A 23,834-nucleotide genomic window follows, 5' to 3' on the forward strand; every position below is an offset into this window, starting at 1 on the left:
AAAGCCCACAAAAACTTTAGCTATCGAGGGGGTCACATGACGGAAGAACCTCAATTCTCCGGCACATTCCACGGCGTGTTCGTCGATGATGATGACCTAGTCCGCACCGGCAGGGCGTGGATGGAGGTCACATCAGGTAATGGTGTTGTGGCGGTGCCGTTGTCGGCGGAGCATAAGCGCTTGGAGCGTGATGTGAAGCGGCTTCATGGTGAGGTGCAGGGGTCGGCGTCGCAGGTGTCGCGTGATGCGTCTTCGGCGACGCAGGCGCAGCGTGGGGCTGAGGCTGCTTCTGAGGCTGCGTCCAAGGCGCAGAAGGAGGCTGAAAGCGCGCGGGACGGGGCGGTCGAGGCTCAGGAGGCAGCTACTGAGTCGCAGCGGGTAGCGTCACAGGCTGAGTCCGCTTCGGGCGAGGCGCGGGACGCTGCTGTGGGCGCCCAGGAGGCTGCTGAGTCGGCGCGGGATGAGGCTAGTAAGCATGCTGATTCTGCGCGGGAGGCGCAGTCTGCTGCTGAAAGTGCGCGCGATACAGCGAGTGAGTCTGCCGATGCCGCGTCTCGGGCGCAGTTGGCTGCCGAGCAGGCGCGGGATGAAGCTGGCAGGCATTCCAGTACGGCTGGTGAGGCCCGGCGTGGTGCCGAAAGTGCGCGTGATGAAGCTTCCGGTCACGCTTCTACTGCGTCTAAAGCTGTTCAGGAGTTTAAGGCCTTGCCTGAGTCTGTCCGGTGGGATGGTGACCGGCTCACGGTTGGGGGCAAAACGTCTGAGTCGCTTCGTGGCCCTAAGGGTGAGCCTGGTGCCCCTGGCAAGGACGGCCAGGTCACGTTTGAGGCGTTGTCACCTGAGCAGAAAGCGCAGCTGAAGGGTGATAAGGGGGACCCTGGTGAGCCGGGACGGCCGGGTGAGCCGGGTAAGGATGGTGAGCCGGGTAAAGACGGGCAACCAGGTAAGGAAGGAGCGCCTGGAAAGGATGGGCGCACCCCTGTGGTGTCTTTGCAGGGTGACCGGTTGACTGTGGATGGCCGGCCGGTGGGTGAGTCTTTGCGAGGGCCTCAGGGTGAGCCGGGTCGGGACGGTGCCCGTGGCCCTGCTGGCCCCCCGGGGCCTGCGGGTAAGGATGGGTCACTTGCTGAGATCAAGGGCATTTCGGATGTGCCGGGGCTTGAGACGGCGCTGGGTGAGAAGGCTGATAAGTCCCATTCGCATGAGCTGCGTGATTTTGTGGGTTTAGTGGAGGCTCTGATGGATAAGGCACCGAAGTCGGAGCTGCGGGAGTTGCAGTCGCAGGTGAATTCGGCCCCGAAGATTCAGGTGGTGTCGTCCCTGCCGTATTCCCCTGATCGGTCAACGATTTATGTGGTGACCGGCTGATGGCGGAGCTGAAGGTTGGGGGAGTCACCCCGAGCAAGATTTTCTACGGTAGCACCCCTGTGACAGCGGTGTACTACGGGACGCGAAAGATTTGGCCTCCGGCTCCGAAGTATCCTGAGTGGTCGGAGGGTGGCGACTACGCTGTAGGCGACATCGTCACCTACAACGGGCGTTACTACCAGCTTATAACAAGACTTAGCTCGTGGAGGAGAGGCATACCCCCTGACAGTTCTTTCAATTGGCAGGAGGTCCCCCCCGGTAGTACCAGCACCAGCCCCGGAGACAGGTGGGCGTGGTGAGCCGTGGCGGAGCAGGTATAAACACATCAAAATAGGAGTATTTTTATGAGTATTGACACACTAAAACAGCAAGTCCAAACCCTCACCCCAGGTGAGTGGTCGGAGTTTTTCGGCTGGTGTGGAACCACCGAGCACGCCCGCAGGCAAGCTCAACCCCTCGTCGATCAAGCACAAGCGCAGGTGGTGGCAGAGCTCCAGGACGCGGGTAAGCTCCCCAAGCCGGACGCTTTGACTGACCCCGAAAAGCTCCCGGAGGACACCTCGGACATCCCGGCGTGGGCCAACCCCCACACTGACCACAGTGCCATGTACCGGCAGGGTGATATTGTCGCCCACAAGCAGCGCGTGTGGGTGTCGAATCACCCCGGCCTGAACCACTGGGAGCCAGGGGCTATGGGTGTGGACTCCCGTATCTGGGAGGACATCACCCCCAAGCCAGAACCGGAGCCGGACGACCTGGGGGAGGATGAGCCATTCGAGGGGCCAGTCACCACACACTGGCAGGCAGGCCTAGAACTCAAGAAAGGCGACACCGTGTCCTTCGAGGGCGCCACCTACGAGGTGTTGCAGGATCACACGTCAGCGGGGCATTGGCCACCAGACCAAGCCCACAGCCTCTACAAGGCCGAGTAAACCCTCACCAACTATGCCCTCACCGCACCATGGTGGGGGTATTTTTCATGCCCAAAGGAGGGCAACGATTTGACTATTTTCGGTATTGACGTGTCCAGCTGGCAAGGCGACCTCGACGCAGGCCGCCTCGCCGGCGAGGGCATCAGTTTCGGGGTGGTGAAAGCTACCCAGGGCACCGGCTATGTGAACCCGCACATGGCGCAGCAAACACGCGCCCTGCGTGACGCTGGGTGCGTGGTGGCACAGTATCATTTCCTGGAGCTTGGTGACCCCGTAGCCCAAGCAGAGCACTACCTGCGCACCGCTGACCTGACCGTCCCGTGCGCGGTGGATGTGGAGGAAGACCCAGAGACGGGCACTATGCCCACCTGGGATGAAGTGGTGGCGTTCCGTGACCACGTCGCCGGGCGTGTCCCGTCGGTGGGCTTGTACGTCAACCCCAGCGATTACCGGGCGTTCGGTGCCCCTGACCTCGCAGGGTGGGGGTGGGTGTGGGTCGCGAACTACCCCTACGCCCGCACCAACACCCCCAAGGCCCTGTATGACCTGGCACCGGAGTGGGGATGGAAACCCCTCGGCGGACGCACCCCTGACCTGTGGCAGTTCACCGACCGTGCGAGCGTGGCCGGCCAGAACATGGACGCAAACGCGTTTAGGGGTACGCGCGATCAGCTCGCCGCACTGTGGGGCACAAAACAGACCAGAAAGGAGACAACGCCCGTGACAGAAAAAGTCCTTGACTACAGTCGGCAGTACGTGGCGCAGGACACCGACTATTTTTGTGGGCCTGCGTCCTGCCAGACCATCATCGGTGAGGAAACCGGCCACTACCCGCCGGAGCGCGACCTCGCCCGCGAATTGGGCACACACAAGGGTGGCACGGACTGGATTGGGCAATTCCCAGCCGTCCTCAACAAACACATCCCAGGGGCCGGGTATGTGAGCGTGGGGATGCCCAGCGATCCACCAACGCGCGAGCAGAAAGAACGCCTCTGGCGGGACGTGACCAGCTCGATTGATGCGGGGCTTGGTGTGGTCGCGAACATCGTCGCACCACCATCGAACTACCCGAAAGCGGTGGCACCGAGCACGCAGTCCCCCGCCTACGCGGGTGGCACCGTCTACCACTACATCGTCATCGCAGGCTACGCCGAAGACCACGCGGGCCGCCGGTTCTGGGTCGCAGACAGCGGGTTCCGCCCCTACGGCTACTGGTGCTCTTTTGAGCAAATGGCCACCCTCATCCCACCCAAAGGCTACTGCTACGCCACCAGGCAAAATGAAGGAGACAATGACATGACCCCAGAACAAGGTGCTGCCCTCCATGACGCGAAAATCGCAGCACAAACCGCACACGACCGCCTCGACACCCTCGAGCGCAAAATTGATCTAATCCTGGATCAATTGGTCGGCCCAGAACGCAAAGCGGACGGCATGCCCGCGTTCACCGGCTGGAAACCAAACGGCGCGTTCCCCGGCACCCGAGGCCTACCCCTCGTTGACTATTTGACCCGAACCCTGGAAGGACGCAAGTAAAATGCTAGAGAATTTGAAGCAGCCCTGGATCATTAGGCGCGCCATCTACGGCCTCGTCTCATTCATCCTCGCAGTCCTAGCCGTCGCCGGAATCATGGACGAAACCACCATCAACAGCGTCACCCAGCAGGCCGATAAGATCATCCCCGCCATTGTGATGCTGCTGGCATACACCAAAACCACCCCGGCAGCAGACAAGCCAGCCCCCGTATCTGAGGCACCGACGGGGGGCCTCGCAGACCACTACCGCGCCCCATGAGCCGGGCCGCACTCACCCACCTCCACAGGTGGGTGCCTAGGATCACCGCCCTGGTGTGGGCGGGGTTCACCACCAGCACCGCATGGGCCTACCACGGCAAGATTCCAGCACAGCTGCACGACATCGAAGCCCTCACCCCCATACCCCTATGGGGGCTTTGGGCCACCGCCAGTGTGCTACTCATCCTCGGCGGGATAGCCCCCACCCGCCCGCACACCCGCCAGCACGACATCGCCCGCTACATGCGCAGCGCCGGAATCGCCCTCGCAGCAGGCCTCCTCATGCTCTGGTCGCTCACATATTTCGACGGGGACGGGCGGTACTGGGTATCAGGCAAAAACTACCTGATGCTCTCAATCCTAGGCCTACTGAACGCCTGGACAATCGGAAAAGACGAGGTGAGCTGACATGGACTCGGCGATCATCGCAGCAATCATCGCCGGAGCCGTCACCCTCGCCGGAGGAATCCTCACCCGACTCGGCAAAAAAGACGAAGTCGCAGCCACCCGCACATCCTCGCTGGTCGCATCCATGGAAGCCCGCCTACAAGGCTACGAAAAAAGGTTGGACCACGCGGAGCAGCGCATCGACTCACTCAAGGCAGAGCTGTGGCGGTTCCAAACCCACACCAACGCACTCCGCCACGCGTTGTCCAGCGCCCTCGTCTGGATCGCCGACGCCGTCGAATGGATCAACTCCGACCACACAACCACACCCCCAGCCCCGCCGGACTCCGCCGCATGGACAGCCCTCGTGAAAGGCGCCTCAACCGATCTGGACAACTAACACCCCCTAGCCATGACAGGCTAGGGGGCCATTTTTTGTGCCCCACCAGTGCGACACCAAACCGCACCACCACTAAAACCACTGTGCTGCACTTTGTGCCCCACCAACACAAAAACCACCCCACGCCGGCCAGCTGATAAAATCAGCTAAGCACGAGGTGAAGCGGTATTTTCACTTGGTGCGCCCGGAGGGATTCGAACCCCCAACCTTCTGATCCGTAGTCAGATGCTCTATCCGTTGAGCTACGGGCGCAGCTTTACGTTGCTCGCTAGCAACGAATGATTACTCTACACACTACGGTTAACTTTTAACAAACTGACTGCTCAGACTCCTTTTTTCGGCGCCGTCCCGGCCAGAACAGTAGCAATACCACCCTCACCTTCATTGGCCCCCCGGGGTTACCCCAAGAAAACATCTCCGCCCCACCAGAATCGACAGCATGGACAATACGGGTTAAGTAGCAGAAAGTGTGTCTGTTGTCCGCGATAGGTCCTGGTCAAGGTATGCAAATGCATGTGTTATATAGCTTGAGGTCTTATAAACGCACAATCCTTGTTCAATACCGCGAGTGATACCGCACCTGCACTAACAGGTGCGGTCACCTAACTCCGGTGACCAAAAACCGACCCCGATGCCCCGTCTGCCTGGGACAAAAGCAAAAACAACGGCACCACCAACACCAAAGCTGATCACACACACGCGGCAAACTTTTCGAGCCTTCCATGCTTATGCTGTCGGCTCAACCGCAAAAGCCGATACTGCAGGCTCGTGAGGCATCTCCCGAAGAAGTCTGGACCGCGGGTTCGCACCCCTTGTGACTTATTGATGCCCTCTGCACCGCCGACCCCTACCGCGTATACGATCAGGTCTTTATCGAAGGCGACCTACACTGCAGCAGGCTGCCTACTCATCACACCCATCCTCGACCACGTAGTGTGCTCACACTGGGACAAAAGGGAATAAAACAAGCTGGGAAACAGGTCGACCAGCCCTGTTGCGACAACGCTATCCCAGCCGAGCACTAACACAACAGTGCCTGGCCGGACATATATTTTGCTGCTTAACTCCACAAAACCCGGGAAGCGTTCCCCGGGTCTCGGTGATCTTTTAGGCTTCACACCTGCTATTTCACTGATTTCGGCCCGAGATCCGGGGAATGCTTCCCGGGTTTTAGTAAGAAACTTCAGGGGCCGTGATCAAAGGCCCCAGAAGTGAAGTAACAACCGACAACACGCCGACCGGACACACATTTTGCTATTTAACCCGACAATACCCACAGAAGGCTCTTCCTCAAGCCGCGACAATTAACACCCCTACCCCATGCGGTTCGGGGAGTACCCCACTATGCGACACTTTGTGCCCCACCAACAAAAACCGCCCCACATCAACCAGTTGATAAAATCAACTAAGCACGAGGTGGGACGGCATTTCACTTGGTGCGCCCGGAGGGATTCGAACCCCCAACCTTCTGATCCGTAGTCAGATGCTCTATCCGTTGAGCTACGGGCGCTAATTTCACCAGGCCCGGTGAAATCCCTGGCCTAAACCAGGTTTGCGGAGATGACAGGATTTGAACCTGCGGTCCCCAGAAGGGACAACTCCTTAGCAGGGAGCCCCATTCGGCCACTCTGGCACATCTCCAGCCAGTTATCGCTTGTGTACGAAAACCTTAGGCAATCTTACAGGGCCGGAGTGGGAATTGCCAAAACGGCCCTGAAGTGCTTCCGAAGTGCTAACGAATTGTCACCTGGCGGGACTTGATGTTCTCCAGGGCGCGGCGCGCTTCTGGGGAGAGGTCTTCGTCGGCTTCGATGGAAGCGGCGATCTTCTTGTCCAGTTTTTCCAGGAGCGGGCCGTAGGTTTCGTATGCGACGTCTACTGGCAGGTCCCAGACGGGGACGGCGATGCCGTGGGTGCGGAAGACTCCGGCGAACTTGGTGTCTTCGCCAAGATCAAGTGCGCCGGCTGCGGAGATGCGGGCGAGGGCGCGCATGAGTTTGTCTTCGTCGTCGCGACGAACCCAGCGGATGTGGGCTTTTTCGCCTGGGTCGATCCACCATGCAACACCGTCAAAAAAACCAGTGACCTGGTAGGACGGCATGATGGTGTCGTTGGCTGCCTGCAGGGACTGGGCGGTGGCGGCGTCGAGCTGGGCATCGGATGGGAGCCACCAGTTGAAGTCTTCGCGGGCTTGGACGTCGAGGGTGCCGGAGGCGTCGAGAAGTTCGGTGAGTGGGGGCTGGGAGCCGTCGTTGGCGGTGGAGGCCAGGGTGGCGCCCGGCTTGGCGTCGCGGGCCCATGCGAGGGCGTAGGCGAGGTCACGGCCCGGGTTGTGGGTGTGCGACTGGGTTTGCAGGGCGACATAGGCGGTGCCGTCTTCTTGCACCATGCCACCAGCGGCGCCTGGGAGGACGGTGGCGACGTAGACGTCCCGGTCGAATCCCTTGACTGGGAGCTTCGCGAATGCGGAAGGCACGAATTCCTGGAGCGCCACGAGGTCGGCTTCCATCGCCAGTTCGCCGTATGGGCGTGGGTCGCGTTCCAGTGCGGCGCGCTCAGCGGCGCGGGCAGCAAGCTTTGCTTGACGACGGCTCATGCCCTCCGGCAGTTGCTCGTCCTTCTTTTTCTTTTTAGCCATGTCCTTTAAGATACCGTGTCCAGCGCTAACGCTGGGTAATTGGTGGCCATCATGTCCACGCCGTGGTCGCGTGCCCAGCGCATGTCTTCGGGATCGTCCACGGTCCACAGGTAGGTGCGTTCGTATTCATCGAGGGCTCTCGGGTTGGCACGGGCAGCTTCGATGGACATTCCGAGCGCATGCGGCTCACAGTGGGGTGCGAGGATCCGCCAACCGATCGGGGGGATGTCTTCACGCAGTAGGATTCGGTCCATGTCTGGGACCAGGCGTGCGATGGCGCGGATCGCTAGGGGGCTAAAAGAAATGAGGTGGAAACGCGGATCCCCGAGGAGATGCGCGTAGCGCAGCCGCATGACCACTTGTTCTTCAATCATTTTCCCGTAGCGAGTGGGGTGTTTGGTTTCGATGTACAGGTGCCGGTCGGGATATTGCTTCATCAACTCCAGCAGCTCATCGAGCAATAGTGGTCGCTGGGGCTCGTCCGGGGTTCCGAAGTTGAAGGCAGCCAGCTCTTCGTACGTCATTTTTTCGACGATGCCATGGCCATCGGAAACCCGGATGATGCTGGCGTCGTGAAGGCAGACGACTTTCCCGTCGCGGGTGAGCCGAACGTCGCATTCAACGGCCGGGGAGCCAAGCTCGAGGGCGGAGGCAAATGCGATATGGGTAAGTTCCGGATGGGCGGCAGAGTCGCCACGGTGCGCGATGATCTGCATTAGCTGTCCCAAGAGTGGATGTGGCGCAACAACATGCGGTTCTTGCGCTGAGAACGGCCAAGCCGACGGGACAGCATGTTGAGGATCTCGATGGCGTCGGTAATGTGCGGCCCCTTATTGAGCATCACCGCCTCGGCGCGGAGCGCAAAGGCAGCATCCGTCATTTCTGCGCGCGACGGCAACCCATTTTTCGCCATGTTCTCCAAGATCTGGGTACCAACGATCACGGGGATGTGTGCGGATTCTGCGACCACCATGATCTGTCCAGGGACCTCAGTCATACGGTCAAAGCCGAGTTCGACGGCCAGGTCACCGCGGGCGATCATGAGTCCCAGGTTCGGGTGACGCATGCCTTCCAGCAGGATTTCGCTAATGTTTTCAAAGGTCGGCACCGTCTCAATTTTCAAGACCAGCCCAAGCTCTCGGACTCGCTGGCCAAGCGCTGGGGATTCCGCAGAGAACTTAGCAGCAATTCGGTCCAGCACCGTGAGCACATGCGTGACGTCCGCGACAGTCCGAATGAAGGAAATCGCAGCGATGTCCGCGTGGCGGGCGACAAACTCTAGGTGCTCCTCGTCCTCCGGGGTCAAACTATCGAGTGGGAGGAAAGTATCCGGCAGGTTGATGCCCTTGTGGGCAGCGAGCTTCACGCCGTTTTCCTTCGCCCGCGTCACCTCCAACACCGCTTCCGAGGCACCATTGGGAGCGGTTCGCTTTTCGCGGACCACGGCTGCGATGGACCCGTCGTCGAAAAGCACGTTATGCCCCACCTCGAGAGCGGTCACCGCCTCTGGCAGCGAACACGCAATGGTGGGGATGAGCCCCTGCTCGACGTGGCACACGACGTCCGTGTCAGAGGTCAGCACAAGGGTATCGCCGACGTAGAGGCGCAACGCCTGCACGACATGAGGGATGCCGTGGGCGCGGGCACGCTCATAATCGCACTCCAGGAGGGTGCCTTCCGCGATGTAGGCGTTGCGGTCGCCCTCGGCCAGGACTGCGTCACCATGCTTCTCGACGACAACAAACTCACGCTTAGAACCACGCGTATCGTGCAGCGAAATAATGCCACCGATATCCAGATCAGTCAGCCACTGCTTATTCACCTGAATCGGCAGCGCTGGGCGCCCCTCAAACTCCGGCATAGGCACAGCGGCTTCCCCTACCGCGGTGATCCACAGCTTCGATTTAGTCATCACCTTACCGGCATCATCGCGGGTGACGCGGGCCCGCCCCACCGCCGGACCTAAAGCGATCTCACCAGCGCGGATCTTCGGCCCAGCCAAATCCATGTTGACCAGCACCTCCCGGCCAGCCTCTGCAGCGGCGCGGTGCACATTATCAATCATCCGCTGCCACGCAGCGGGGCCGTCATGCGCACAATTGATGCGGGCTACGTCCATGCCAGCCGCAACGAAGGATCGCACCAGATCAATATTGTCGGCCGCTTCCGAAGGCAGCGTCACCATGATCCGAGAGGGCGTATTCTCATCAGTCGCACCCAACAGGCGGAACGTGTGTTCTTCAAGGATCTCGTCCGCATTGGCGAAGTGAGAGGCAATGTCCGCGAAGTCATAGGGCGCCCCGTAGCCCTCCAGCATGCCCACCACGTTTCGGGCTGCCTCCAGCTTGGACTTCACGCCAGTCTCGATAGTCGACATGCGCGTGACGCCAAGGTCAGAAAGGCGGGACTGCAGGCGACGCAGATCCTGGGAACGAAGATACTTGTAGTGCACCAGGTTGAGAGCGCCCGCAAAATGCGTAGGAGCCACCCGGTCGATGTCCCCTCGCCGCTCATCGGCATAATCCGCGATGCCTTTCAGCAGCGCATCGATTTCTGGCACGAGCTGGTTCTGGCCCATTGGTACTCTCCAACTAAAAGTTTCAGTTTTTAGCTAACAACTTCGTATTGTGCCCCGTTTTAGCAAAATTGGCAGCACATCGACATTTCCTGGCTATGCGATTGTGACAGCATAGCCGTCGTAACGCGCAGTGCTTGCGGGCGCTATCGGCGAGCCAGCTTCGGTCACCTCGGCCACCCGATGGTACGTCATACTCACCCCCGCCGAGGTCACAGTCACCACGCTGTAACCGTGCGCATCCATATCAACGTGCTGCACGTGCGGGTTGCTGCGCAGGATATGCCGTTCCGTCTCTACACTCGGCGGCGAATCCACCGGCAGCCCCAACGCGTCATCAATGTTCGCCGCAGACACCGAGGTACACACCAGCTCTGCCGCCACCACATCTCCTTCGTGGTACAGGTCAGCGGCCCACTCGGAATGAATATCTCCGGCTAGGAACACCGTCCCCACGTCCGGGTGTTGCTGCTTACGGGCAGCCAGGTGCCGCATGAGCCGGGCGCGATCCGCCACGTAGCCATCCCACTGATCCAGGTTGTAGGGCAGCCCCTCGCAGCCGTCGCCAATTAGCCGCTGCACTGCCTTCCCCATCCGGGAATCAACATTCACCAAGCTCACCGGGGTGAGCATCACGGACGTCCCCACGATGTTCCACCGCGCCTGTGGCTGTTCCAGCGTGCGCTGCAACCAATCGGACTGTTCCGCGCCCATGATCGTGCGCTGCTCCGAAAGCGCCCGCTTCACATTGAGGCGTTCCGGCTGGTCACGGTAGCTGCGCAGGTCAAGCATCGTCAGTTCCGCCAGCGTTCCGAACTGCAAGCGCCGGTAGATATGCCCGCCTTGCGACGGCGCCTGCCCGCGCACCGGAAGCCACTCCAGATACGCCTGCATTGCCGACGCCCGCCGCTGCTCCCAATCCCCGTGCCAGCCGGTATGCCCCGGCGCGCCATTTTCCCCCGTGTTGTTAGCAATCTCATGATCGTCCCACATCACCACCCAGGGCACCGCCGCGTGGGCTGCTTGAAGCTCGAAGTCCCGCCGATACCGACCGTACCTCGTGCGATAATCCGCCAGCGTCACGATCTCCCACGTGGGCTCGTGGCTGCGCACCACCCCGTGCTTGCCGGCGTGCGAGCCGGAGGCATACTCGTAAATGTAATCGCCGAGGTGAATCACCATATCCAGCTCATTATTCGCCGCTTTTCGGGCGATATCCGAATAGGCCGAAAAATAGCCACTTTCAAAATTGGCACAGGAGCACACTGCCCAGTTGAGTTGCCCAGGTGTTTCGGCCGGGGCCGGGGCCGTTTTCGTCCGCCCGATGGCGGACATCGCGCCGGAATGTTCCCCGTCGGCGATCATGAACCGGTAGAAGTACTCGGTGTATGGTTCCAAGCCCCACGGCTCCACGTGCACCGTGTGGTCGTGTTCTGCTGTGGCGGTGACCAGTCCGTCGACGACGATGTTTTCAAAATCCACGTCCTTAGCTACTTCCCAGCGCAGGCGCACCGCCGGCCCCTTGTCTGAACCAGGCACAGCCTCTGGGCTGGGAGTAACCCGAGTCCAAAGCACCACCGAGTGGGACAGCGGATCCCCGGAAGCCACGCCGTGCATAAAGGGACGAAATTCTGCTGGATTCAGCGGGTTTGGCTCGTGACGCTCGTACAATTCCTGATTAATGAGTTCGGAGAAATTGCCCGCGTTTGCCTGATTAAGAGAACCGGGGAGCATCGCTAATGCGCCGATGCCCAGTGAACCGCGGAGGAAAGTCCGTCGCGTCGACTGAGTAAATAGTGGCCCCATATCAACTGATCATGGCCCCTGGCCGGATCAAACGCGACCGCTACAGCAAGATTTCATTGCTTGTTAACTCACCGTTACCGTGAGCGAAATTATTTTAAACAAGCAGTTGAATCTGCCAAATACAGCGTTTATTATCGGAAATAATTAACCACTCGTTTAACAAGGAGATTTTCTATGGCACGTCGCGAAGTAATCCAATTCTTTGATGATCTAGACAACACGCCACTCACCCAGGAAGAAGTCACCATCATCAAATTTGCTGTCAATGGCACTAACTACATCATTGACCTTTCCGAAAAGAACGCAGATAAATTCCACGAGACCCTCGCGCCTTTCATCAAGGCTGCTCGGAAAGACACCGCCACTTCCCGACGGTCCAACAATTCCCCTGATCCAAAACTGGTCCGCGAATGGGCTGCCACTCACGGAATTGCCGTGGCTGCCCGCGGCAAGATTTCACAGGAAATTATCCAGAAGTACCTGGATTCTCACTAGAGATACCCAAGTTCCCTCGCCGACGCTACCGCCGACGTGCGGGAACGCACCCCGAGTTTGTCGTAGATGTGCACCAGGTGAGATTTCACCGTCGCCTCGGACAGCTCCAACGTAAATCCGATAACCCGGTTCGAGTTACCTTCCGCCACCAAGGTGAGCACCTGCAATTCACGTGGCGTGAGCGCAGCTTGAGGGGTTTCTTCTCTGGTCATTAGCCGGTCGGCAACCACTGGCGACATCGCAGTATCGCCACACGACGCAGAGCGCACCGCAGCAATCAGCTCTTTAGGTGGCGCATCCTTGAGCAAGTACCCCACCGCACCAGCTTCGATCGCACCGAGGATGTCAGCGTCCGTGTCGTAGTTCGTCACCATCAACACGTGCGGTGGGTTCACCACGGTCTTGCGGATCGCTGCTGTCGCATCAGCGCCAGTAGCCACCTTGCGGCCCGCTTCCCCAGCGCCGAACCGCAAATCCATGAGGATCAGATCCACCCCACCGGCCTGAGCAGCAGCAATCGCTTCCTCCGCTGTCGAGGCTTCCCCAACGATGGTGATATCCGGCTCAGCTTCCAGGACTGCGCGGAGGCCCAAGCGGACGATCTCATGGTCGTCGGCAAGCACAATGCGGATCATTTTTCGCCTTCCTTCTGTTACAGCTCGACTCATGAGTCTACCGAGCCGGTCGGGATCGCCACACTTACCGCCGTACCCAGCCCCGGCTCGGACTCCACGGACAGCTCGCCGCCCACCTCTGCCGCGCGCGACTGCATCGCAGCCAACCCAATGTGACCGAGGCCCGCCGGGCGTTCCCGCACCTCAGCCACGTTAAAACCTACGCCGTGGTCCACCACGTCCAGGCGCACCTCGTCCGGCTCAAAGGTGAGCGTCATCTTCGCACGCTGCGCCCCCGAGTGCTTCTCCACATTCCCCATCGCGCCTTGCGCAATACGCAGCAGCGTTGCTTCCACACGCATCGGCAGGGGGCGGGGCGTACCGTCCAGCGTGACTACCACTTCCGGTACCGCGCTGGACTCAGCCACCCGATGCAACGCGTTCTCCAGCGACGCTTGCTCCAACGCGGCAGGCTGCAAGGCGGCGATCATCGCTCGGGCCTCGCTCAGGTTCTCCGCCGCGGTCGACCGGGCCAGACCAATATGAGTGACGGCCTGCTCAGGGCGATCCCCCCGAACTTCCTGTTCAGCCACGTGTAGCAGCATCTGAATGCTGGACAGGCCCTGGGCCAACGTGTCATGAATCTCGTGAGCGATGCGCTGGCGTTCCGCCACCATACCTGCTTCACGTTCCGTTGCCGCTAGCTGATGACGCGTATCAAGCAGCTCCCGCAGCAGCTCCTCACGCTCCAAATGCGCCAACCACAGTCGCTGGAACGCGAAGAAGATCGCCAGAATCACCAACGCTGCCAGCACGGGCCCCACCACAGTCGCCGCCGACAACCGAGGATAGTTCGCAAAAATCGCCACCACAGTGGCACCAATAACGGCCGTAATCCCGCGATAATCTGGAAACGCGTTCAAATACAAAAAGAACAGCGGGAAAACTAGGTAGACCGTCAAGGGCTGAATCGGTAGCAAAATTACCCAGAGCACAGTGAGGGCAAAAAGCCACCCGGCTGCTAGCCAGGATGCCGCGTTTTCCAAGAAGAAAGAACCCCAGTAATAAACCGAAGCAAAACCGAACAACAGTCCTAAAATGAGGAGCTTTTGGTCCGGGTCTGCGAGCGACGTTCCTCCCACGATTATGAGCAGCACCGCAAAGAGAATATCGACGCTTCGTCGCAACGTGTCAGCGCCCGGCATGGCGCCCCGTGGGATTAATTCTGTGTCCATCACCTCCCTACTTTAGGCTTAGAAGCTATGAAGCGAATACTCACCAGTGCTGCCCTCCTGTGCGTCGCCGTCGCCCTGACAGCGTGTTCCGGCGAGAAACAACCCGCCGGACCAACGTCCGAGGCGGCCTCCCCACAGGCCGTGCACGATCAGGGGCTGCCGATCGATGCCCTTCCCGAACCACCTACCGGGCGTGATCAGCTGGTGGAGTGCCCTTACCTGGACACCCAGTGGGTGGCGGACACTAACGGACAGCGCGTCCTAGGTTCCGGCATTGACGAGCGCTTTGAAACACCGGCCTGCGTATTTTGGTCCTACCCAGAAGATCCGCAGCTCACCGTGATCGTGCGCACCACGAATAACGTGGCGGAATCAGATGCGGTTGTGAACTGGGCAGCACCCATCAATGACACCGAACCGGCTGATGATCCCGAAGGCTGGATGGGGGGACGCTCCGGCGCCCCAGGTCGGGCTGTCTACGCGGTAGCGAAAGACAACAAGGCGGTGGTGGTGTTCACGAACCAGGACCAGTCTTTTAAGGCGGAGATGGTGGCCAAAGAGGTGATCAAGAATCTAGGTCTTTAGACCGCCACTTCCTGGTAGGGCATGAGGGCGGAAATATAAGGGAACACTACCTCCATGAGCAGGAAGAACACCCCGATGAGTATCGCAAGAGTAATCAGTGCCTTCACCGGCCAGGGGCCGGGTAGAGCGCGCCACAACAGTCCATACATTGGTTAGCCTTCCTCGAGTTCTACTGGTCGGTGGTCTGCGGTCTTGGGTTCCGAACGGATCTTCATGGCGTGAACGATCATGCGTTCCGCGTTGGAGAATTGCGGGTGGCAAGTGGTCATGGTCATCAGTCCTTCCATCTCCGGGGTTGGTTCGCTGACATCGAATCCCGGTAATGGGTGCACCACGCTGTAGTCACCCGGCAGGGTGATGTGGCGACCTTCCACTTCCGCGTACTGCCCGTAAGCAATTTCCTCGACTTGCTCCGGGGTGAAACATCCGGCTGCTTCGGCTTCGCGCTGCGAGCCCTGGGCGTCGATAGGCAGCACCCGGTAGATGTCCCACGCTGTGCGCGTCTCGACGACCACCGCGTCGCACACCCGCAGGTTACCTAAATCATTAAACGGCGCGCCCTTTCCGACGCGGTGTCCCGCGACAGCGAAATTACCGGCTTCGCCGGGCAACTGGGAATCCACATAACGCCCAGGGCCTTTGAGTAGGTCCGCGTCAGAGGTGCCTTCCACGATGGCGAATTGGAAGTCAGAGCCGAAGGCGGGGATGTACATGCGAGCGAAGGCTTCGCCAAGCTCCGGGTAGATTTTCCTTCGGGGATTCACCCGCTCCTTGTTCCAGCTGTTCTCCATCGCCTCCGACACTTCGTGCTGTCGTTTGCCGGCTTCAACGTTGGTCCAATAGGCTTCGTAAAAGGCAAAGGCGAAGAGGAGCACGCTCACTGTGATGAGGAGTTCGCCGAGTACCTGGGTGAATGTCAGCTTGGGTTTGCCTGGAGAAGTACTCGATGTTGTCGAGTGCCGTGCTGTGCTCATAGCGGTAATACTAACCTAGCACGCACGGTAGTCGACTACAGTTAGGCGAGTTAGGATCTGCACTACTGGTAGGGGATGACGCTCACGAATGATTGAGTTCATGATTTATCCGGTTTCCGCCGTGATGAAGTTTTGGCACTGGCTATTGAGTTCCGTGTTTGGCGTTGCGCCGGACATGGCGTGGCTGCTGTCGATTTTCGGTCTGATCATCACCGTGCGTTCCATCATCGCTCCAACATCATGGATGCAGATGAAGGCCGGCCGCGTCGGGGTGTTACTGAAGCCGAAGTTCACCGAGCTGAAGAAAGAATTCGAGTCTCGTACCGATGCGGACGCCACCAAGTGGCATCTTGAAAAGCGCAAGGAGCTGCAAAAGGAGCATTCCTACAGCCCGTTAGCAGGCTGCTTACCTGTGCTGATTCAAGTCCCGGTGTTCTTGGGTTTGTACCAGGTGTTGCTGCGGATGGCGCGTCCCGCGGAAGGGCTGGATTCCTCCCATCAGCCCATTGGTTTCCTGTCCCCCACCGACGTGGCGGAGTTTCTCCAAGTGCGGTTTATGGATGTGCCACTGCCGACGTATATTGCGATGTCCGATGAACGGCTCGCCATGCTAGGCACTGACAAGCAGTCGGCTATTGACGTCATCATGCCGTTGGTGTTCGCTGCCTGCTTGTTTACCTCAACCAACCTTGCGTTTTCTACCTGGCGGTCCTACCGCACTTTGGACTGGTCGGTGGGCTTTAGTGTGCACATGATCCGCATGCTGATCAGCATGGTTTTCCTCGTTCCGATCATGCTGCTGTTTTCCGCGATCACGGCGCCCCTGCCGCTCGCGGTGATGCTGTATTGGTTCGGTGGCAACCTGTGGACGATGGCGCAGTTCTTCTTCTTCACCTGGCTGCTGGAGAAAAAGTATCCGCTGTCGGAGGAGTACATCGAGTTCCGCGATACCGCCAAAGCTGCTTTCAAGGAGCGTCAGGCGGACTTGAAAAAGCACAAGCGGTTGGTGCGCAAGCACCGCCTGTTGATGCTGCTGCAGCCCCACAAGATGGGCACGCACCGCCGCACGATTAGCGAGGCCAAGGACGCAAAGCGCTCCGAGAAGGTGGAGGCCACGCGGGAGAAAAAGGAGCGGGCGAAGCAGCGCCGTGCAGCGGAGCGAGAGGCCCGGCAACAGCGCCTCAAGGAGAAGCAGGAGGCGCGTGCGGAGCGTCGCGCAGCTAAACGACGCCCCTCTTCAGAAGATCAAATGGAGTAGTCAGCCGGTGGAGCTGAGATCAGCTCATCGGCCAGGCTACGTGCGGTTTCGAGCGGAGCGAGTGACTTAGTGAGGGTGCTGCCCGCCAGCCCGCCCTCCAGGAATACGAGGATCTGGTCGGCGATCGAATCGCCGGGGAAGCCATTGAGCTCGGTGAGCAGTGAGGTCATCGTCGCGTGGCACCAGCGACGATGCTCCATCGCGGCCGCCACAATTTTCTTTTCTTGATCCGTCTGCGCACACGGGTATTCGGTGGCGGCATTCAGAAAGTGCGAGCCACGGAAATTCTTTGCAGGCTCTTCCTCGATGCACTGATCAAAGAAGGCCAAAATCTTGTCCTTCAGACTGCTTAGGCCCTTTGTTCGTTCTGCCCAGTCTGCTCGCCACTTCTCATCAGTCTGTTCAACATAGGCCACTACGAGCGCATCCTTTGAACCAAACAGTGAATACAGCGATGCTTTGGCCACGTCAGCCTCGCGCAGGATGCGGTCAATACCGATTACGCGAATGCCCTCGGTGGTGAAAAGGTTGGTGGCGCTGGCCAGCAACCGCTCGCGCGGACTTGGACGCCCCTTCCTGCGCCCAGCGCTTTTAGCCTTAGTCTCAGCCACCAACAAACCCCTCTCAAAAACAGACTAGTTGGTATACATTTTAGCCAAAAATGAAGGCCGGTTCACGCATTAGTCGCGGAACCGGCCTTCACAAACGAATTGTTACCTCTTCTTGGTGACGAGGCCTACCAGGAAGAGCAGGATGACGGCGCCCAATAGCGCTGTCAGGAAGCTAGCGATATTGAAGCCGTCCGGGGTACCCACTCCGAACAGTCCCAGGACCCAACCGCCAATGAAGCTGCCGATAATACCGACGACGATGTTGAGGAACACGCCCATCTGGGCATCCCGGCCCATAATCTTGGATGCAATCCAGCCCGCGAGGCCACCAAGGATAATCCAGCCAATAAAGTTGATCATTTTCTCTCCTAAAATTGTTTATGTATCAATGTGCACGCTCCAGGTTAGACCCTTTGCTACAACATTGCGAGAGATAAGCAGGATTGCTACCCGGAATGTAGCTCACCCGTTACATTTCCGTGATCTTTTTTACGTGACGTGGGCTTACATCCCACAATTGCGAGACCTCGACTTCCCGGCAAAACCGGGTCCCCAGCACCAAAACCCAGCATTAAAATTCTGGCACAGCAAAACCGCCCAGCCGGGATCGTTCCCAGCCAGGCGACCTGAGGCAGTGAGTTTAGACGGAGTCGTCAGCGGTCGGACGCACCACCATCATCGGGCATGGCGCGGACTGCAGGAGCGCGCGGGAGGTGGAGCCCAAGAGCATGCCCTTGAAGCCACCGCGACCGTGGGAACCGACCACCAGGAGCTGTGCCCCTTCAGCGGCGTCGCAAAGGGCGCGGACTGGGCGGTCGCGGGTCACGATCTTCTTCACCACGACATTTGGATACTCGGACTGGAAACCTGCGAGACGCTCGGAGAGCAGCGCGTGCTGTTCTTCTTCCACGACCTGCCACTGCTGCTGGGCGGCGGCAAGACCTGCGAGCGAGGCCTGGACCTGCATATCCATCCAGGTGTGAACGGCGTGGAGTTCGGCGCCACGCGCGGCAGCTTCGGCGAAAGCGTACTCGGTAGCCTTCTCGGAGACTGCGGAGCCGTCGATGCCGACGACGATTGGCCCGTACTTGGTGGTGTCATCCACAGGGTTATCTTCACGAACAACCACCACTGGGCATTCGGCGTGGGAAACCACTGCTGCGGATACGGAGCCCATCACCATGCCGGATAGACCACCGAGGCCACGGGAGCCCATGACGATCATGGTGCAGTTCTTGGACATTTCCAGCAGCATGTCGATCGGGCTGCCTTCGGCGACGGTGTGGCCGATCTTGATGTCCGGCGCTACTTCCGAAGCGATGGCGCGGGCTTCGTCGATCTTGACCATGGTTTCTGCCTGCAGGTCATCGTAAATCTCCTGTGGCGGAACCATGCCTTCTGCGTAGAGGAATTGCGGCATTGCGTAGGAGGACGCAAGCTGCAGTGGAATATCCCGCTTCATGGCGGTGTTGGCTGCCCAGCGGACGGCTACCTTGGAAGCATCAGAGCCGTCGACAGCGACAACGACAATGTTTTCTCTCGACATGTGGCGTCTCTCCTTTGCACGCAATGAGCGCGCGGTCTGACAAATAATGAATCTACATTCATTCTACGCTGTCAGAACCGGTCTGGACAGTGGTACTAACCACTTCCACTGTTTCTAAGCTGGCAGTTCGATGGGATGTGCAGCTTCTGCGTTCGAGGGGTAGAAAATGCTGTAAATGACGCGCATGACATTTGCGATGATTTGGCCAATACCGTGGGTGAAGAAATCCACGATCGGGCCCATGATTGAATTGATATCCATGGGGAAGAGAATAGTACAGCCACTGCCGGTGCGCGACGGGCTCAATCCGTCACGGGTCCGATTCCCCGATGACGCGCCCCCAATGACTGCATACGAGTTTGTCGAGCACCTCATTGCCACCCAGCGTTACGTCCACCCCGATGATGACGCTGCCGCCCTGGACAAACGCTTCGCCGACCAGGAGGTTGTGGATCAGCGCGGGAACCCCTTCCAGCCATCCGACATGATGAAAGCGGGCATGGACATCTGGTTCTACCGTATCCCAGCGCCGGAAAAAGTGGTGCCGCACCAGATTGGGATTATCCATGAGGACGCCGAGCTACTGGTCGTCGATAAGCCGGCGTTTTTGGCGACCTTCCCGCGTGGCAGCCACATCACCGAATCGGTGCTGGTGCGGATGCGACGGCAAACCGGTAATCAGGAGCTGTCGCCGGCGCACCGCCTGGACCGGCTCACTTCTGGGGTACTCGTCCTGACCAAGAAGCGCGAGATCAGGGGCGTGTACCAGGAGTTGTTCGCCCGGCGCGAGGTAGACAAGGTCTACGAGGCGATCGCGGACGCCAACCCGCAGATCGCCACGGGCACCGTGTGGGAGCACCGCATGGAGAAGGAGCGCGGCGAGTTCAAAACGCGGCTTGTCGACGGCCCCATCAACGCACGCACTGAAGTAAATAAGGTCATCCCGGTGACTGACTCCGAACAGGCCCGCCTGGAGGAAATGCACGGACCGCTACCGCCACAAGCCCGCTACGAGCTGCACCCTCTGACGGGGCGCACGCACCAGCTACGCTTGCATATGTTTACCGCTGGCTCCCCGATCCTCGGCGATCCGGTCTACCCCGACGTGCTGCCTGTGGACGCCGAAGACTTTGATATTCCCATGCACCTGCTGTCCCGCCGGCTGAGTTTTGTCGACCCGCTGACAGGAACCCCCAGGGAGTTCGTATCCCATTTGTCACCAATTTTGGGAACTCTGCTTAATCCGGTGTAGTTAACTAAAGTAACAACTGCCTCAAAAATTCAGTAAGTTAGGATCTTTCCATGAATCAGATTGCCGCTTACGCGGAAGAACTTGTCAAACAATACGGCACGGGTGAAGCGGCCGTCCGCGCCCTCGATGGGGTGTCTATCCAGTTTGAGAAGGGCAAGTTCACGGCCATCATGGGCCCGTCCGGTTCTGGTAAATCCACGCTGATGCACTGCATGGCGGGCCTCGACGCCCCCAGCGTCGGCCGTACCTACATCGGCGATACGGAGCTGTCTCAGATGAAGGACAAAGAGCTGACCGCTTTGCGACGCGACCGGCTCGGGTTCGTGTTCCAGTCCTTCAACCTGGTTCCCACGCTCAACGCCCGCGAGAACATTACGCTGCCCGTCGACATCGCCGGCCGCAAAGTAGATGAAGCGTGGTTTAAGGAGGTGACCGAGCGTCTTGGCTTGGATCGCCGTTTGGATCACCGCCCTGCAGAGCTCTCTGGTGGTCAGCAGCAGCGCGTGGCTGTCGCGCGCGCCTTGATCTCCCGCCCAGAGATCATTTTCGGTGATGAGCCGACCGGTAACTTGGACTCCAATTCCTCGGCCGAGGTGCTCAATATCCTGCGCACCTCCGTGGACGAGCTGGGGCAGACCGTGGTGATCGTCACCCACGACCCGAAGGCCGCCTCCTACGCGGATCGGGTGGTGTTCCTGGCGGACGGCAGGCTCGTGGATGAGCTACACGGGCCGACCACCGAGTCGATCCTGAACGTCATGGCTCGAATCGAGGACATCTAAGCGCATGGCTAAAAACGCAATGCGCACCATTTCGCTGCGCAATATCGCAAGTCACAAGATACGTCTGGCGCTCACGATCCTGTCCGTGGTGCTGGGTACCGCGTTCATTTCAGGCTCGTCCATCATGACGACGAGTCTGCAAAACAGTCTGGACGACCTCCTGAGCACCGCATTTGATGAGGTGGGCGTGGTAGTCATGCCGAGCGAGACCGTCCCGCTTGGCGTCTCGATCGATGATGTGGCGAAGTTCCGTGACCGCCCGGACACCACCACGGTCGATATTTCCGCCAAGAAATCCTCCGTGGTCATCACTGACAAAGACGGCAAGCCACTGCAGACCGGCGCGTCACCGGCCCAAGCATTCGCGCTCGCCCCTGGCGACGGGTTCGCAACCAGCGCCGAGCTAGCCGAAGGCACCAAGCCAACCAAGCAGAATGAGATCGCCTTGAACGAAGGCGCAATGAAACGCGCCGGACTGAACCCGGGAGATAAGACCACCGTGGTCACCCCGGTCGGCAAGAACGAAATGACCGTCACCGGCACGTTCACGTCCAAGAACATCACGGACATGAGCGTCGGTGTCGCCTTCACCGAACCGGACTTCCTCACACACTTCACTGACGGCAAGCACGCCCAGGTAGTCACCATGGCAGTTGCCGACGGCCAGAGCCCGGAATCCGTGAAAGAAAAGCTGGCGAAGGACTTCCCGAACTACAACTTCCAGACGGGCGACGCCCTAGCCAAGCAAACCACCGAGGCCATCAAAACCGGTTTGTCTTTCCTCACCTACGTTTTGTGGGCGTTCGCCGGCATCGCCCTGCTGGTGGGCACCTTCATCATTTCAAATACGTTCGCCATGATCGTGGCGCAGCGAAGCCGGGAACTTGCGCTGCTGCGTGCCGTCGGCGCGTCCCGCAAGCAGATCACTAACTCCGTTGTTTTTGAAGCCATCGTCGTGGGCCTGATTGGCTCCGTGCTGGGCATTTTCGCAGGCATGGGCCTCGTGAAGGTGCTCTTCGAGATCCTGAAGCTCACCGGCATGCCTCTGCCGAACACTTCGTTGAGCCTGGATGTGAAATCGATCGTCGTGCCGTTGGCCGTCGGCGTGATCATCACTGTGCTTTCCGCCTGGGCGCCAGCTCAGCGGGCCGGCGCTACGCACCCTGTGCAAGCAATGCGTTCCGGTGATCAAAGCAGTTCCAACTCCCTCGTGGGTCGTTCCCTGGGTGGCTCCATCCTGATCGTGCTGGGTGTCATGACCACCCTGCTGGGAACGCTCATCAACACAGTTGGTGGCCTGGGCTTCCGTTCTAGTGTCATCGGCACCGGCGCGGTCCTCATCATCGTTGGCCTGTGGCTAGCGGGGCCTTCGCTAGCGGGCCCACTCGTCGGCGGGCTGGGCCGAATCGCAGGCAAACCATTCGGCGCCATCGGCAATTTGGCTGCAACCAATTCGCGTCGTAACCCGCGCCGAACCGCCGCCACCGCATTCGCGCTCACCCTCGGCCTCATGATGGTCTCCTCCATCGGCATGCTCGGCACCACCATGCGCGAATCCATGTCTGACATGATCGACGACTCCATCAACGCTGACTTCGTCCTCTCCGGATCGGCCGGCTCCTCGCTCGGCGTTCCTAAAGAAGTTCCCGACGAGGTCTCGCGAGTCGACGGCGTCACCTCTGTTGCCACTACGCTCAAGGCGCCTATGTTGCTCAATGAAAAGGTCATGAGCGACTCCATGGGCCCACCAAGCATGACCGTGCTCCGCGGCGATATCTCGCAAGCCATCAAAATCACGACTGTTACCGGCGACCTCAACCTGCCCGAAGATGAGCCAGGAGTCCTGGTAGCCAAGTCCACCGCTGACTCCTTCAACCTCAAAGTCGGCGACGAGGTCATGCTGAAGTCGCTCGCCGGTGGCAGCGCCCCTGCCCCAGTGAAAGGAATCTACGAGCAAAACTCCACCGTCGGCCGGGCAATGGTCTCCTATGCCAGCGCCCTCGAGCTGAACGATCCGAACTCCATCCAGATCGACAGTATCTTCGTCAACACCGCCGACGGCCAAACGCAGGACATGCGCAAGAAACTCGAGGATGCCACCGCTTCCTACCTCGTGGTAGGTGTGAAGGACAAGAACGAATTCATCGGTGAGACAACCAACGTCATCACCCAAATGATGTCCATCTTGTATGGCCTCCTGGCCCTCTCCGTGATCGTGGCCATCCTCGGCATTGTCAACACTCTCGCCCTCTCCGTCATCGAGCGACGCCAAGAGGTGGGTATGTTGCGCGCCGTGGGCACCCAACGCCATCAAATCCGTCGCATGATCTACATCGAATCCGCAGTCATCGCCTTCTACGGCGCGCTCATCGGCGCCGCCGTCGGCCTCGGCCTCGGCTGGGCCTTCATCCATGCCCTCATCGGCGAAGGCATCGACAAGATCCTCGTCCCGTGGGGCCAAGTCGGCATCATGCTCGCCGCCTCCATCCTGGTCGGTATCATCGCCGCAGTATGGCCTGGGCACCAAGCCGCACGGACCAAACCGCTCGAAGCAATCACCGATTAGTGCGGTAGCAACAGGG

25 protein-coding genes and 3 tRNA genes are annotated in these 23,834 nt (G+C 59.5%); 13 read left to right on the forward strand and 15 right to left on the reverse strand.

Annotation, left to right across the window (positions count from 1 at the left end):
- Window positions 1–36 precede the first annotated feature (36 nt).
- The 7 genes from HW450_RS06805 (at window position 37) to HW450_RS06830 (ending at window position 4,881) form a co-directional block, all read left to right on the forward strand.
- On the forward strand, window positions 37–1,368 hold the full coding sequence (locus HW450_RS06805) for a collagen-like domain-containing protein (RefSeq protein WP_182384909.1): 1,332 nt from the start codon (window positions 37–39) through the stop codon (window positions 1,366–1,368).
- Entirely contained in the window at window positions 1,368–1,667 is a 300-nt protein-coding gene (locus HW450_RS13240; protein WP_407926213.1) for a carbohydrate-binding protein, read from the forward strand. The genes HW450_RS06805 and HW450_RS13240 overlap by 1 nt, the downstream gene beginning before the upstream one ends.
- A 45-nt stretch (window positions 1,668–1,712) precedes the next feature.
- Entirely contained in the window at window positions 1,713–2,300 is a 588-nt protein-coding gene (locus HW450_RS06810) for a carbohydrate-binding protein (RefSeq protein WP_182384910.1), read from the forward strand.
- 69 nt (window positions 2,301–2,369) lie between these two features.
- Window positions 2,370–3,836, forward strand: a complete 1,467-nt coding sequence (locus tag HW450_RS06815; protein WP_182384911.1) for a GH25 family lysozyme — start codon at window positions 2,370–2,372, stop codon at window positions 3,834–3,836.
- Window position 3,837: 1 nt separating this feature from the next.
- On the forward strand, window positions 3,838–4,095 hold the full coding sequence (locus tag HW450_RS06820; protein ID WP_182384912.1) for a hypothetical protein: 258 nt from the start codon (window positions 3,838–3,840) through the stop codon (window positions 4,093–4,095).
- Window positions 4,092–4,502 (forward strand): hypothetical protein, encoded by a 411-nt coding sequence (locus HW450_RS06825; protein ID WP_220463886.1) that lies wholly within the window; start codon window positions 4,092–4,094, stop codon window positions 4,500–4,502. Before HW450_RS06820 ends, HW450_RS06825 begins: the two co-directional genes overlap by 4 nt.
- 1 nt (window position 4,503) lies before the next feature.
- Complete coding sequence (locus HW450_RS06830) at window positions 4,504–4,881, forward strand: hypothetical protein (protein WP_182384914.1); 378 nt, start codon at window positions 4,504–4,506, stop codon at window positions 4,879–4,881.
- 176 nt (window positions 4,882–5,057) lie between these two features.
- Here HW450_RS06830 and HW450_RS06835 read toward each other — a convergent pair.
- The 7 genes from HW450_RS06835 to HW450_RS06865 all read right to left on the reverse strand — a co-directional run bounded on the left by HW450_RS06835 (window position 5,058) and on the right by HW450_RS06865 (window position 11,900).
- Window positions 5,058–5,133: transfer RNA gene (locus HW450_RS06835), tRNA-Arg, on the reverse strand.
- A gap of 1,182 nt (window positions 5,134–6,315) precedes the next feature.
- Window positions 6,316–6,391, reverse strand: a tRNA-Arg gene (locus HW450_RS06840).
- A 45-nt stretch (window positions 6,392–6,436) separates the two neighbouring features.
- Window positions 6,437–6,522, reverse strand: a tRNA-Ser gene (locus HW450_RS06845).
- A gap of 91 nt (window positions 6,523–6,613) precedes the next feature.
- Window positions 6,614–7,519: a DUF5926 family protein gene (locus tag HW450_RS06850; protein WP_182384915.1), complete on the reverse strand. Its 906-nt coding sequence runs from the start codon at window positions 7,517–7,519 to the stop codon at window positions 6,614–6,616.
- 5 nt (window positions 7,520–7,524) lie between these two features.
- On the reverse strand, window positions 7,525–8,235 hold the full coding sequence (locus HW450_RS06855) for a glycerophosphodiester phosphodiesterase family protein (protein ID WP_182384916.1): 711 nt from the start codon (window positions 8,233–8,235) through the stop codon (window positions 7,525–7,527).
- Window positions 8,235–10,097: a pyruvate kinase gene (locus HW450_RS06860; protein ID WP_182384917.1), complete on the reverse strand. Its 1,863-nt coding sequence runs from the start codon at window positions 10,095–10,097 to the stop codon at window positions 8,235–8,237. Before HW450_RS06860 ends, HW450_RS06855 begins: the two co-directional genes overlap by 1 nt.
- A 93-nt stretch (window positions 10,098–10,190) precedes the next feature.
- A complete protein-coding gene (locus tag HW450_RS06865) occupies window positions 10,191–11,900 on the reverse strand; it encodes an alkaline phosphatase D family protein (protein WP_182384918.1) in 1,710 nt (569 codons plus the stop codon).
- A gap of 174 nt (window positions 11,901–12,074) precedes the next feature.
- On the opposite strand from HW450_RS06865, the gene HW450_RS06870 reads away from it, so the two are divergent.
- Window positions 12,075–12,395 carry a histone-like nucleoid-structuring protein Lsr2 gene (locus tag HW450_RS06870; protein WP_182384919.1) on the forward strand — a complete coding sequence of 107 codons (321 nt, stop codon included), beginning with the start codon at window positions 12,075–12,077 and terminating at the stop codon, window positions 12,393–12,395.
- Here the strand turns inward: HW450_RS06870 and HW450_RS06875 are convergent.
- On the reverse strand, window positions 12,392–13,030 hold the full coding sequence (locus HW450_RS06875; RefSeq protein ID WP_182384920.1) for a response regulator: 639 nt from the start codon (window positions 13,028–13,030) through the stop codon (window positions 12,392–12,394). The two genes, HW450_RS06870 and HW450_RS06875, sit on opposite strands and share 4 nt — an antisense overlap.
- 29 nt (window positions 13,031–13,059) lie before the next feature.
- On the reverse strand, window positions 13,060–14,244 hold the full coding sequence (locus tag HW450_RS06880) for a sensor histidine kinase (RefSeq protein ID WP_182384921.1): 1,185 nt from the start codon (window positions 14,242–14,244) through the stop codon (window positions 13,060–13,062).
- A gap of 27 nt (window positions 14,245–14,271) precedes the next feature.
- Between HW450_RS06880 and HW450_RS06885 the strand changes: the two genes are divergently transcribed.
- Window positions 14,272–14,829: a DUF2020 domain-containing protein gene (locus tag HW450_RS06885; protein ID WP_182384922.1), complete on the forward strand. Its 558-nt coding sequence runs from the start codon at window positions 14,272–14,274 to the stop codon at window positions 14,827–14,829.
- On the opposite strand, the gene HW450_RS06890 is transcribed toward HW450_RS06885, so the two are convergent.
- Together HW450_RS06890 and HW450_RS06895 are read right to left on the reverse strand one after the other, a co-directional pair.
- Window positions 14,826–14,978 carry a hypothetical protein gene (locus HW450_RS06890; protein ID WP_182384923.1) on the reverse strand — a complete coding sequence of 51 codons (153 nt, stop codon included), beginning with the start codon at window positions 14,976–14,978 and terminating at the stop codon, window positions 14,826–14,828. The two genes, HW450_RS06885 and HW450_RS06890, sit on opposite strands and share 4 nt — an antisense overlap.
- A 3-nt stretch (window positions 14,979–14,981) precedes the next feature.
- Window positions 14,982–15,803, reverse strand: a complete 822-nt coding sequence (locus HW450_RS06895) for a class E sortase (protein ID WP_182384924.1) — start codon at window positions 15,801–15,803, stop codon at window positions 14,982–14,984.
- Window positions 15,804–15,891: 88 nt separating this feature from the next.
- Here HW450_RS06895 and yidC point away from each other — a divergent pair, with 88 nt between their 5' ends.
- Window positions 15,892–17,061 (forward strand): membrane protein insertase YidC, encoded by a 1,170-nt coding sequence (gene yidC, locus HW450_RS06900; protein WP_182384925.1) that lies wholly within the window; start codon window positions 15,892–15,894, stop codon window positions 17,059–17,061.
- Here yidC and HW450_RS06905 read toward each other — a convergent pair.
- The 4 genes from HW450_RS06905 to HW450_RS06920 form a co-directional block, all read right to left on the reverse strand.
- Window positions 17,049–17,672, reverse strand: a complete 624-nt coding sequence (locus HW450_RS06905; RefSeq protein ID WP_182384926.1) for a TetR/AcrR family transcriptional regulator — start codon at window positions 17,670–17,672, stop codon at window positions 17,049–17,051. The two genes, yidC and HW450_RS06905, sit on opposite strands and share 13 nt — an antisense overlap.
- A 102-nt stretch (window positions 17,673–17,774) precedes the next feature.
- Window positions 17,775–18,032 (reverse strand): GlsB/YeaQ/YmgE family stress response membrane protein, encoded by a 258-nt coding sequence (locus tag HW450_RS06910; RefSeq protein ID WP_182384927.1) that lies wholly within the window; start codon window positions 18,030–18,032, stop codon window positions 17,775–17,777.
- 280 nt (window positions 18,033–18,312) lie between these two features.
- Window positions 18,313–19,218 carry a universal stress protein gene (locus HW450_RS06915; protein WP_182384928.1) on the reverse strand — a complete coding sequence of 302 codons (906 nt, stop codon included), beginning with the start codon at window positions 19,216–19,218 and terminating at the stop codon, window positions 18,313–18,315.
- Between the two features lie 114 nt (window positions 19,219–19,332).
- A complete protein-coding gene (locus HW450_RS06920; RefSeq protein WP_182384929.1) occupies window positions 19,333–19,479 on the reverse strand; it encodes a hypothetical protein in 147 nt (48 codons plus the stop codon).
- Between HW450_RS06920 and HW450_RS06925 the strand changes: the two genes are divergently transcribed.
- Genes HW450_RS06925 through HW450_RS06935 form a run of 3 tightly spaced genes read left to right on the forward strand, consistent with a single transcriptional unit; the run spans window position 19,415 to window position 23,818 of the window.
- Window positions 19,415–20,470: a pseudouridine synthase gene (locus HW450_RS06925; protein ID WP_182384930.1), complete on the forward strand. Its 1,056-nt coding sequence runs from the start codon at window positions 19,415–19,417 to the stop codon at window positions 20,468–20,470. The genes HW450_RS06920 and HW450_RS06925 overlap by 65 nt on opposite strands.
- A gap of 50 nt (window positions 20,471–20,520) precedes the next feature.
- Complete coding sequence (locus tag HW450_RS06930; RefSeq protein ID WP_182384931.1) at window positions 20,521–21,252, forward strand: ABC transporter ATP-binding protein; 732 nt, start codon at window positions 20,521–20,523, stop codon at window positions 21,250–21,252.
- Window positions 21,253–21,256: 4 nt separating this feature from the next.
- A complete protein-coding gene (locus HW450_RS06935) occupies window positions 21,257–23,818 on the forward strand; it encodes an ABC transporter permease (RefSeq protein ID WP_182384932.1) in 2,562 nt (853 codons plus the stop codon).
- The last annotated feature ends 16 nt before the right edge of the window (window positions 23,819–23,834 follow it).

Origin of the sequence: Corynebacterium hindlerae (genome assembly GCF_014117265.1) — a bacterium.
Lineage (GTDB): Bacteria > Actinomycetota > Actinomycetes > Mycobacteriales > Mycobacteriaceae > Corynebacterium > Corynebacterium hindlerae.

What these genes read in the sequence shown, in the direction of transcription:
- HW450_RS06805 (WP_182384909.1), top strand. Translation starts at nt 37, where the DNA reads ATGACGGAAGAACCTCAATTCTCCGGCACATTCCACGGCGTGTTCGTC.
- HW450_RS13240 (WP_407926213.1), top strand. Translation starts at nt 1,368, where the DNA reads ATGGCGGAGCTGAAGGTTGGGGGAGTCACCCCGAGCAAGATTTTCTAC.
- HW450_RS06810 (WP_182384910.1), top strand. Translation starts at nt 1,713, where the DNA reads ATGAGTATTGACACACTAAAACAGCAAGTCCAAACCCTCACCCCAGGT.
- HW450_RS06820 (WP_182384912.1), top strand. Translation starts at nt 3,838, where the DNA reads ATGCTAGAGAATTTGAAGCAGCCCTGGATCATTAGGCGCGCCATCTAC.
- HW450_RS06825 (WP_220463886.1), top strand. Translation starts at nt 4,092, where the DNA reads ATGAGCCGGGCCGCACTCACCCACCTCCACAGGTGGGTGCCTAGGATC.
- HW450_RS06830 (WP_182384914.1), top strand. Translation starts at nt 4,504, where the DNA reads ATGGACTCGGCGATCATCGCAGCAATCATCGCCGGAGCCGTCACCCTC.
- HW450_RS06850 (WP_182384915.1), bottom strand. Translation starts at nt 7,519, where the DNA reads ATGGCTAAAAAGAAAAAGAAGGACGAGCAACTGCCGGAGGGCATGAGC.
- HW450_RS06855 (WP_182384916.1), bottom strand. Translation starts at nt 8,235, where the DNA reads ATGCAGATCATCGCGCACCGTGGCGACTCTGCCGCCCATCCGGAACTT.
- HW450_RS06860 (WP_182384917.1), bottom strand. Translation starts at nt 10,097, where the DNA reads ATGGGCCAGAACCAGCTCGTGCCAGAAATCGATGCGCTGCTGAAAGGC.
- HW450_RS06865 (WP_182384918.1), bottom strand. Translation starts at nt 11,900, where the DNA reads ATGGGGCCACTATTTACTCAGTCGACGCGACGGACTTTCCTCCGCGGT.
- HW450_RS06870 (WP_182384919.1), top strand. Translation starts at nt 12,075, where the DNA reads ATGGCACGTCGCGAAGTAATCCAATTCTTTGATGATCTAGACAACACG.
- HW450_RS06875 (WP_182384920.1), bottom strand. Translation starts at nt 13,030, where the DNA reads ATGATCCGCATTGTGCTTGCCGACGACCATGAGATCGTCCGCTTGGGC.
- HW450_RS06880 (WP_182384921.1), bottom strand. Translation starts at nt 14,244, where the DNA reads ATGGACACAGAATTAATCCCACGGGGCGCCATGCCGGGCGCTGACACG.
- HW450_RS06885 (WP_182384922.1), top strand. Translation starts at nt 14,272, where the DNA reads ATGAAGCGAATACTCACCAGTGCTGCCCTCCTGTGCGTCGCCGTCGCC.
- HW450_RS06890 (WP_182384923.1), bottom strand. Translation starts at nt 14,978, where the DNA reads ATGTATGGACTGTTGTGGCGCGCTCTACCCGGCCCCTGGCCGGTGAAG.
- HW450_RS06895 (WP_182384924.1), bottom strand. Translation starts at nt 15,803, where the DNA reads ATGAGCACAGCACGGCACTCGACAACATCGAGTACTTCTCCAGGCAAA.
- yidC (WP_182384925.1), top strand. Translation starts at nt 15,892, where the DNA reads ATGATTGAGTTCATGATTTATCCGGTTTCCGCCGTGATGAAGTTTTGG.
- HW450_RS06910 (WP_182384927.1), bottom strand. Translation starts at nt 18,032, where the DNA reads ATGATCAACTTTATTGGCTGGATTATCCTTGGTGGCCTCGCGGGCTGG.
- HW450_RS06915 (WP_182384928.1), bottom strand. Translation starts at nt 19,218, where the DNA reads ATGTCGAGAGAAAACATTGTCGTTGTCGCTGTCGACGGCTCTGATGCT.
- HW450_RS06925 (WP_182384930.1), top strand. Translation starts at nt 19,415, where the DNA reads ATGATTTGGCCAATACCGTGGGTGAAGAAATCCACGATCGGGCCCATG.
- HW450_RS06920 (WP_182384929.1), bottom strand. Translation starts at nt 19,479, where the DNA reads ATGGATATCAATTCAATCATGGGCCCGATCGTGGATTTCTTCACCCAC.
- HW450_RS06930 (WP_182384931.1), top strand. Translation starts at nt 20,521, where the DNA reads ATGAATCAGATTGCCGCTTACGCGGAAGAACTTGTCAAACAATACGGC.
- HW450_RS06935 (WP_182384932.1), top strand. Translation starts at nt 21,257, where the DNA reads ATGGCTAAAAACGCAATGCGCACCATTTCGCTGCGCAATATCGCAAGT.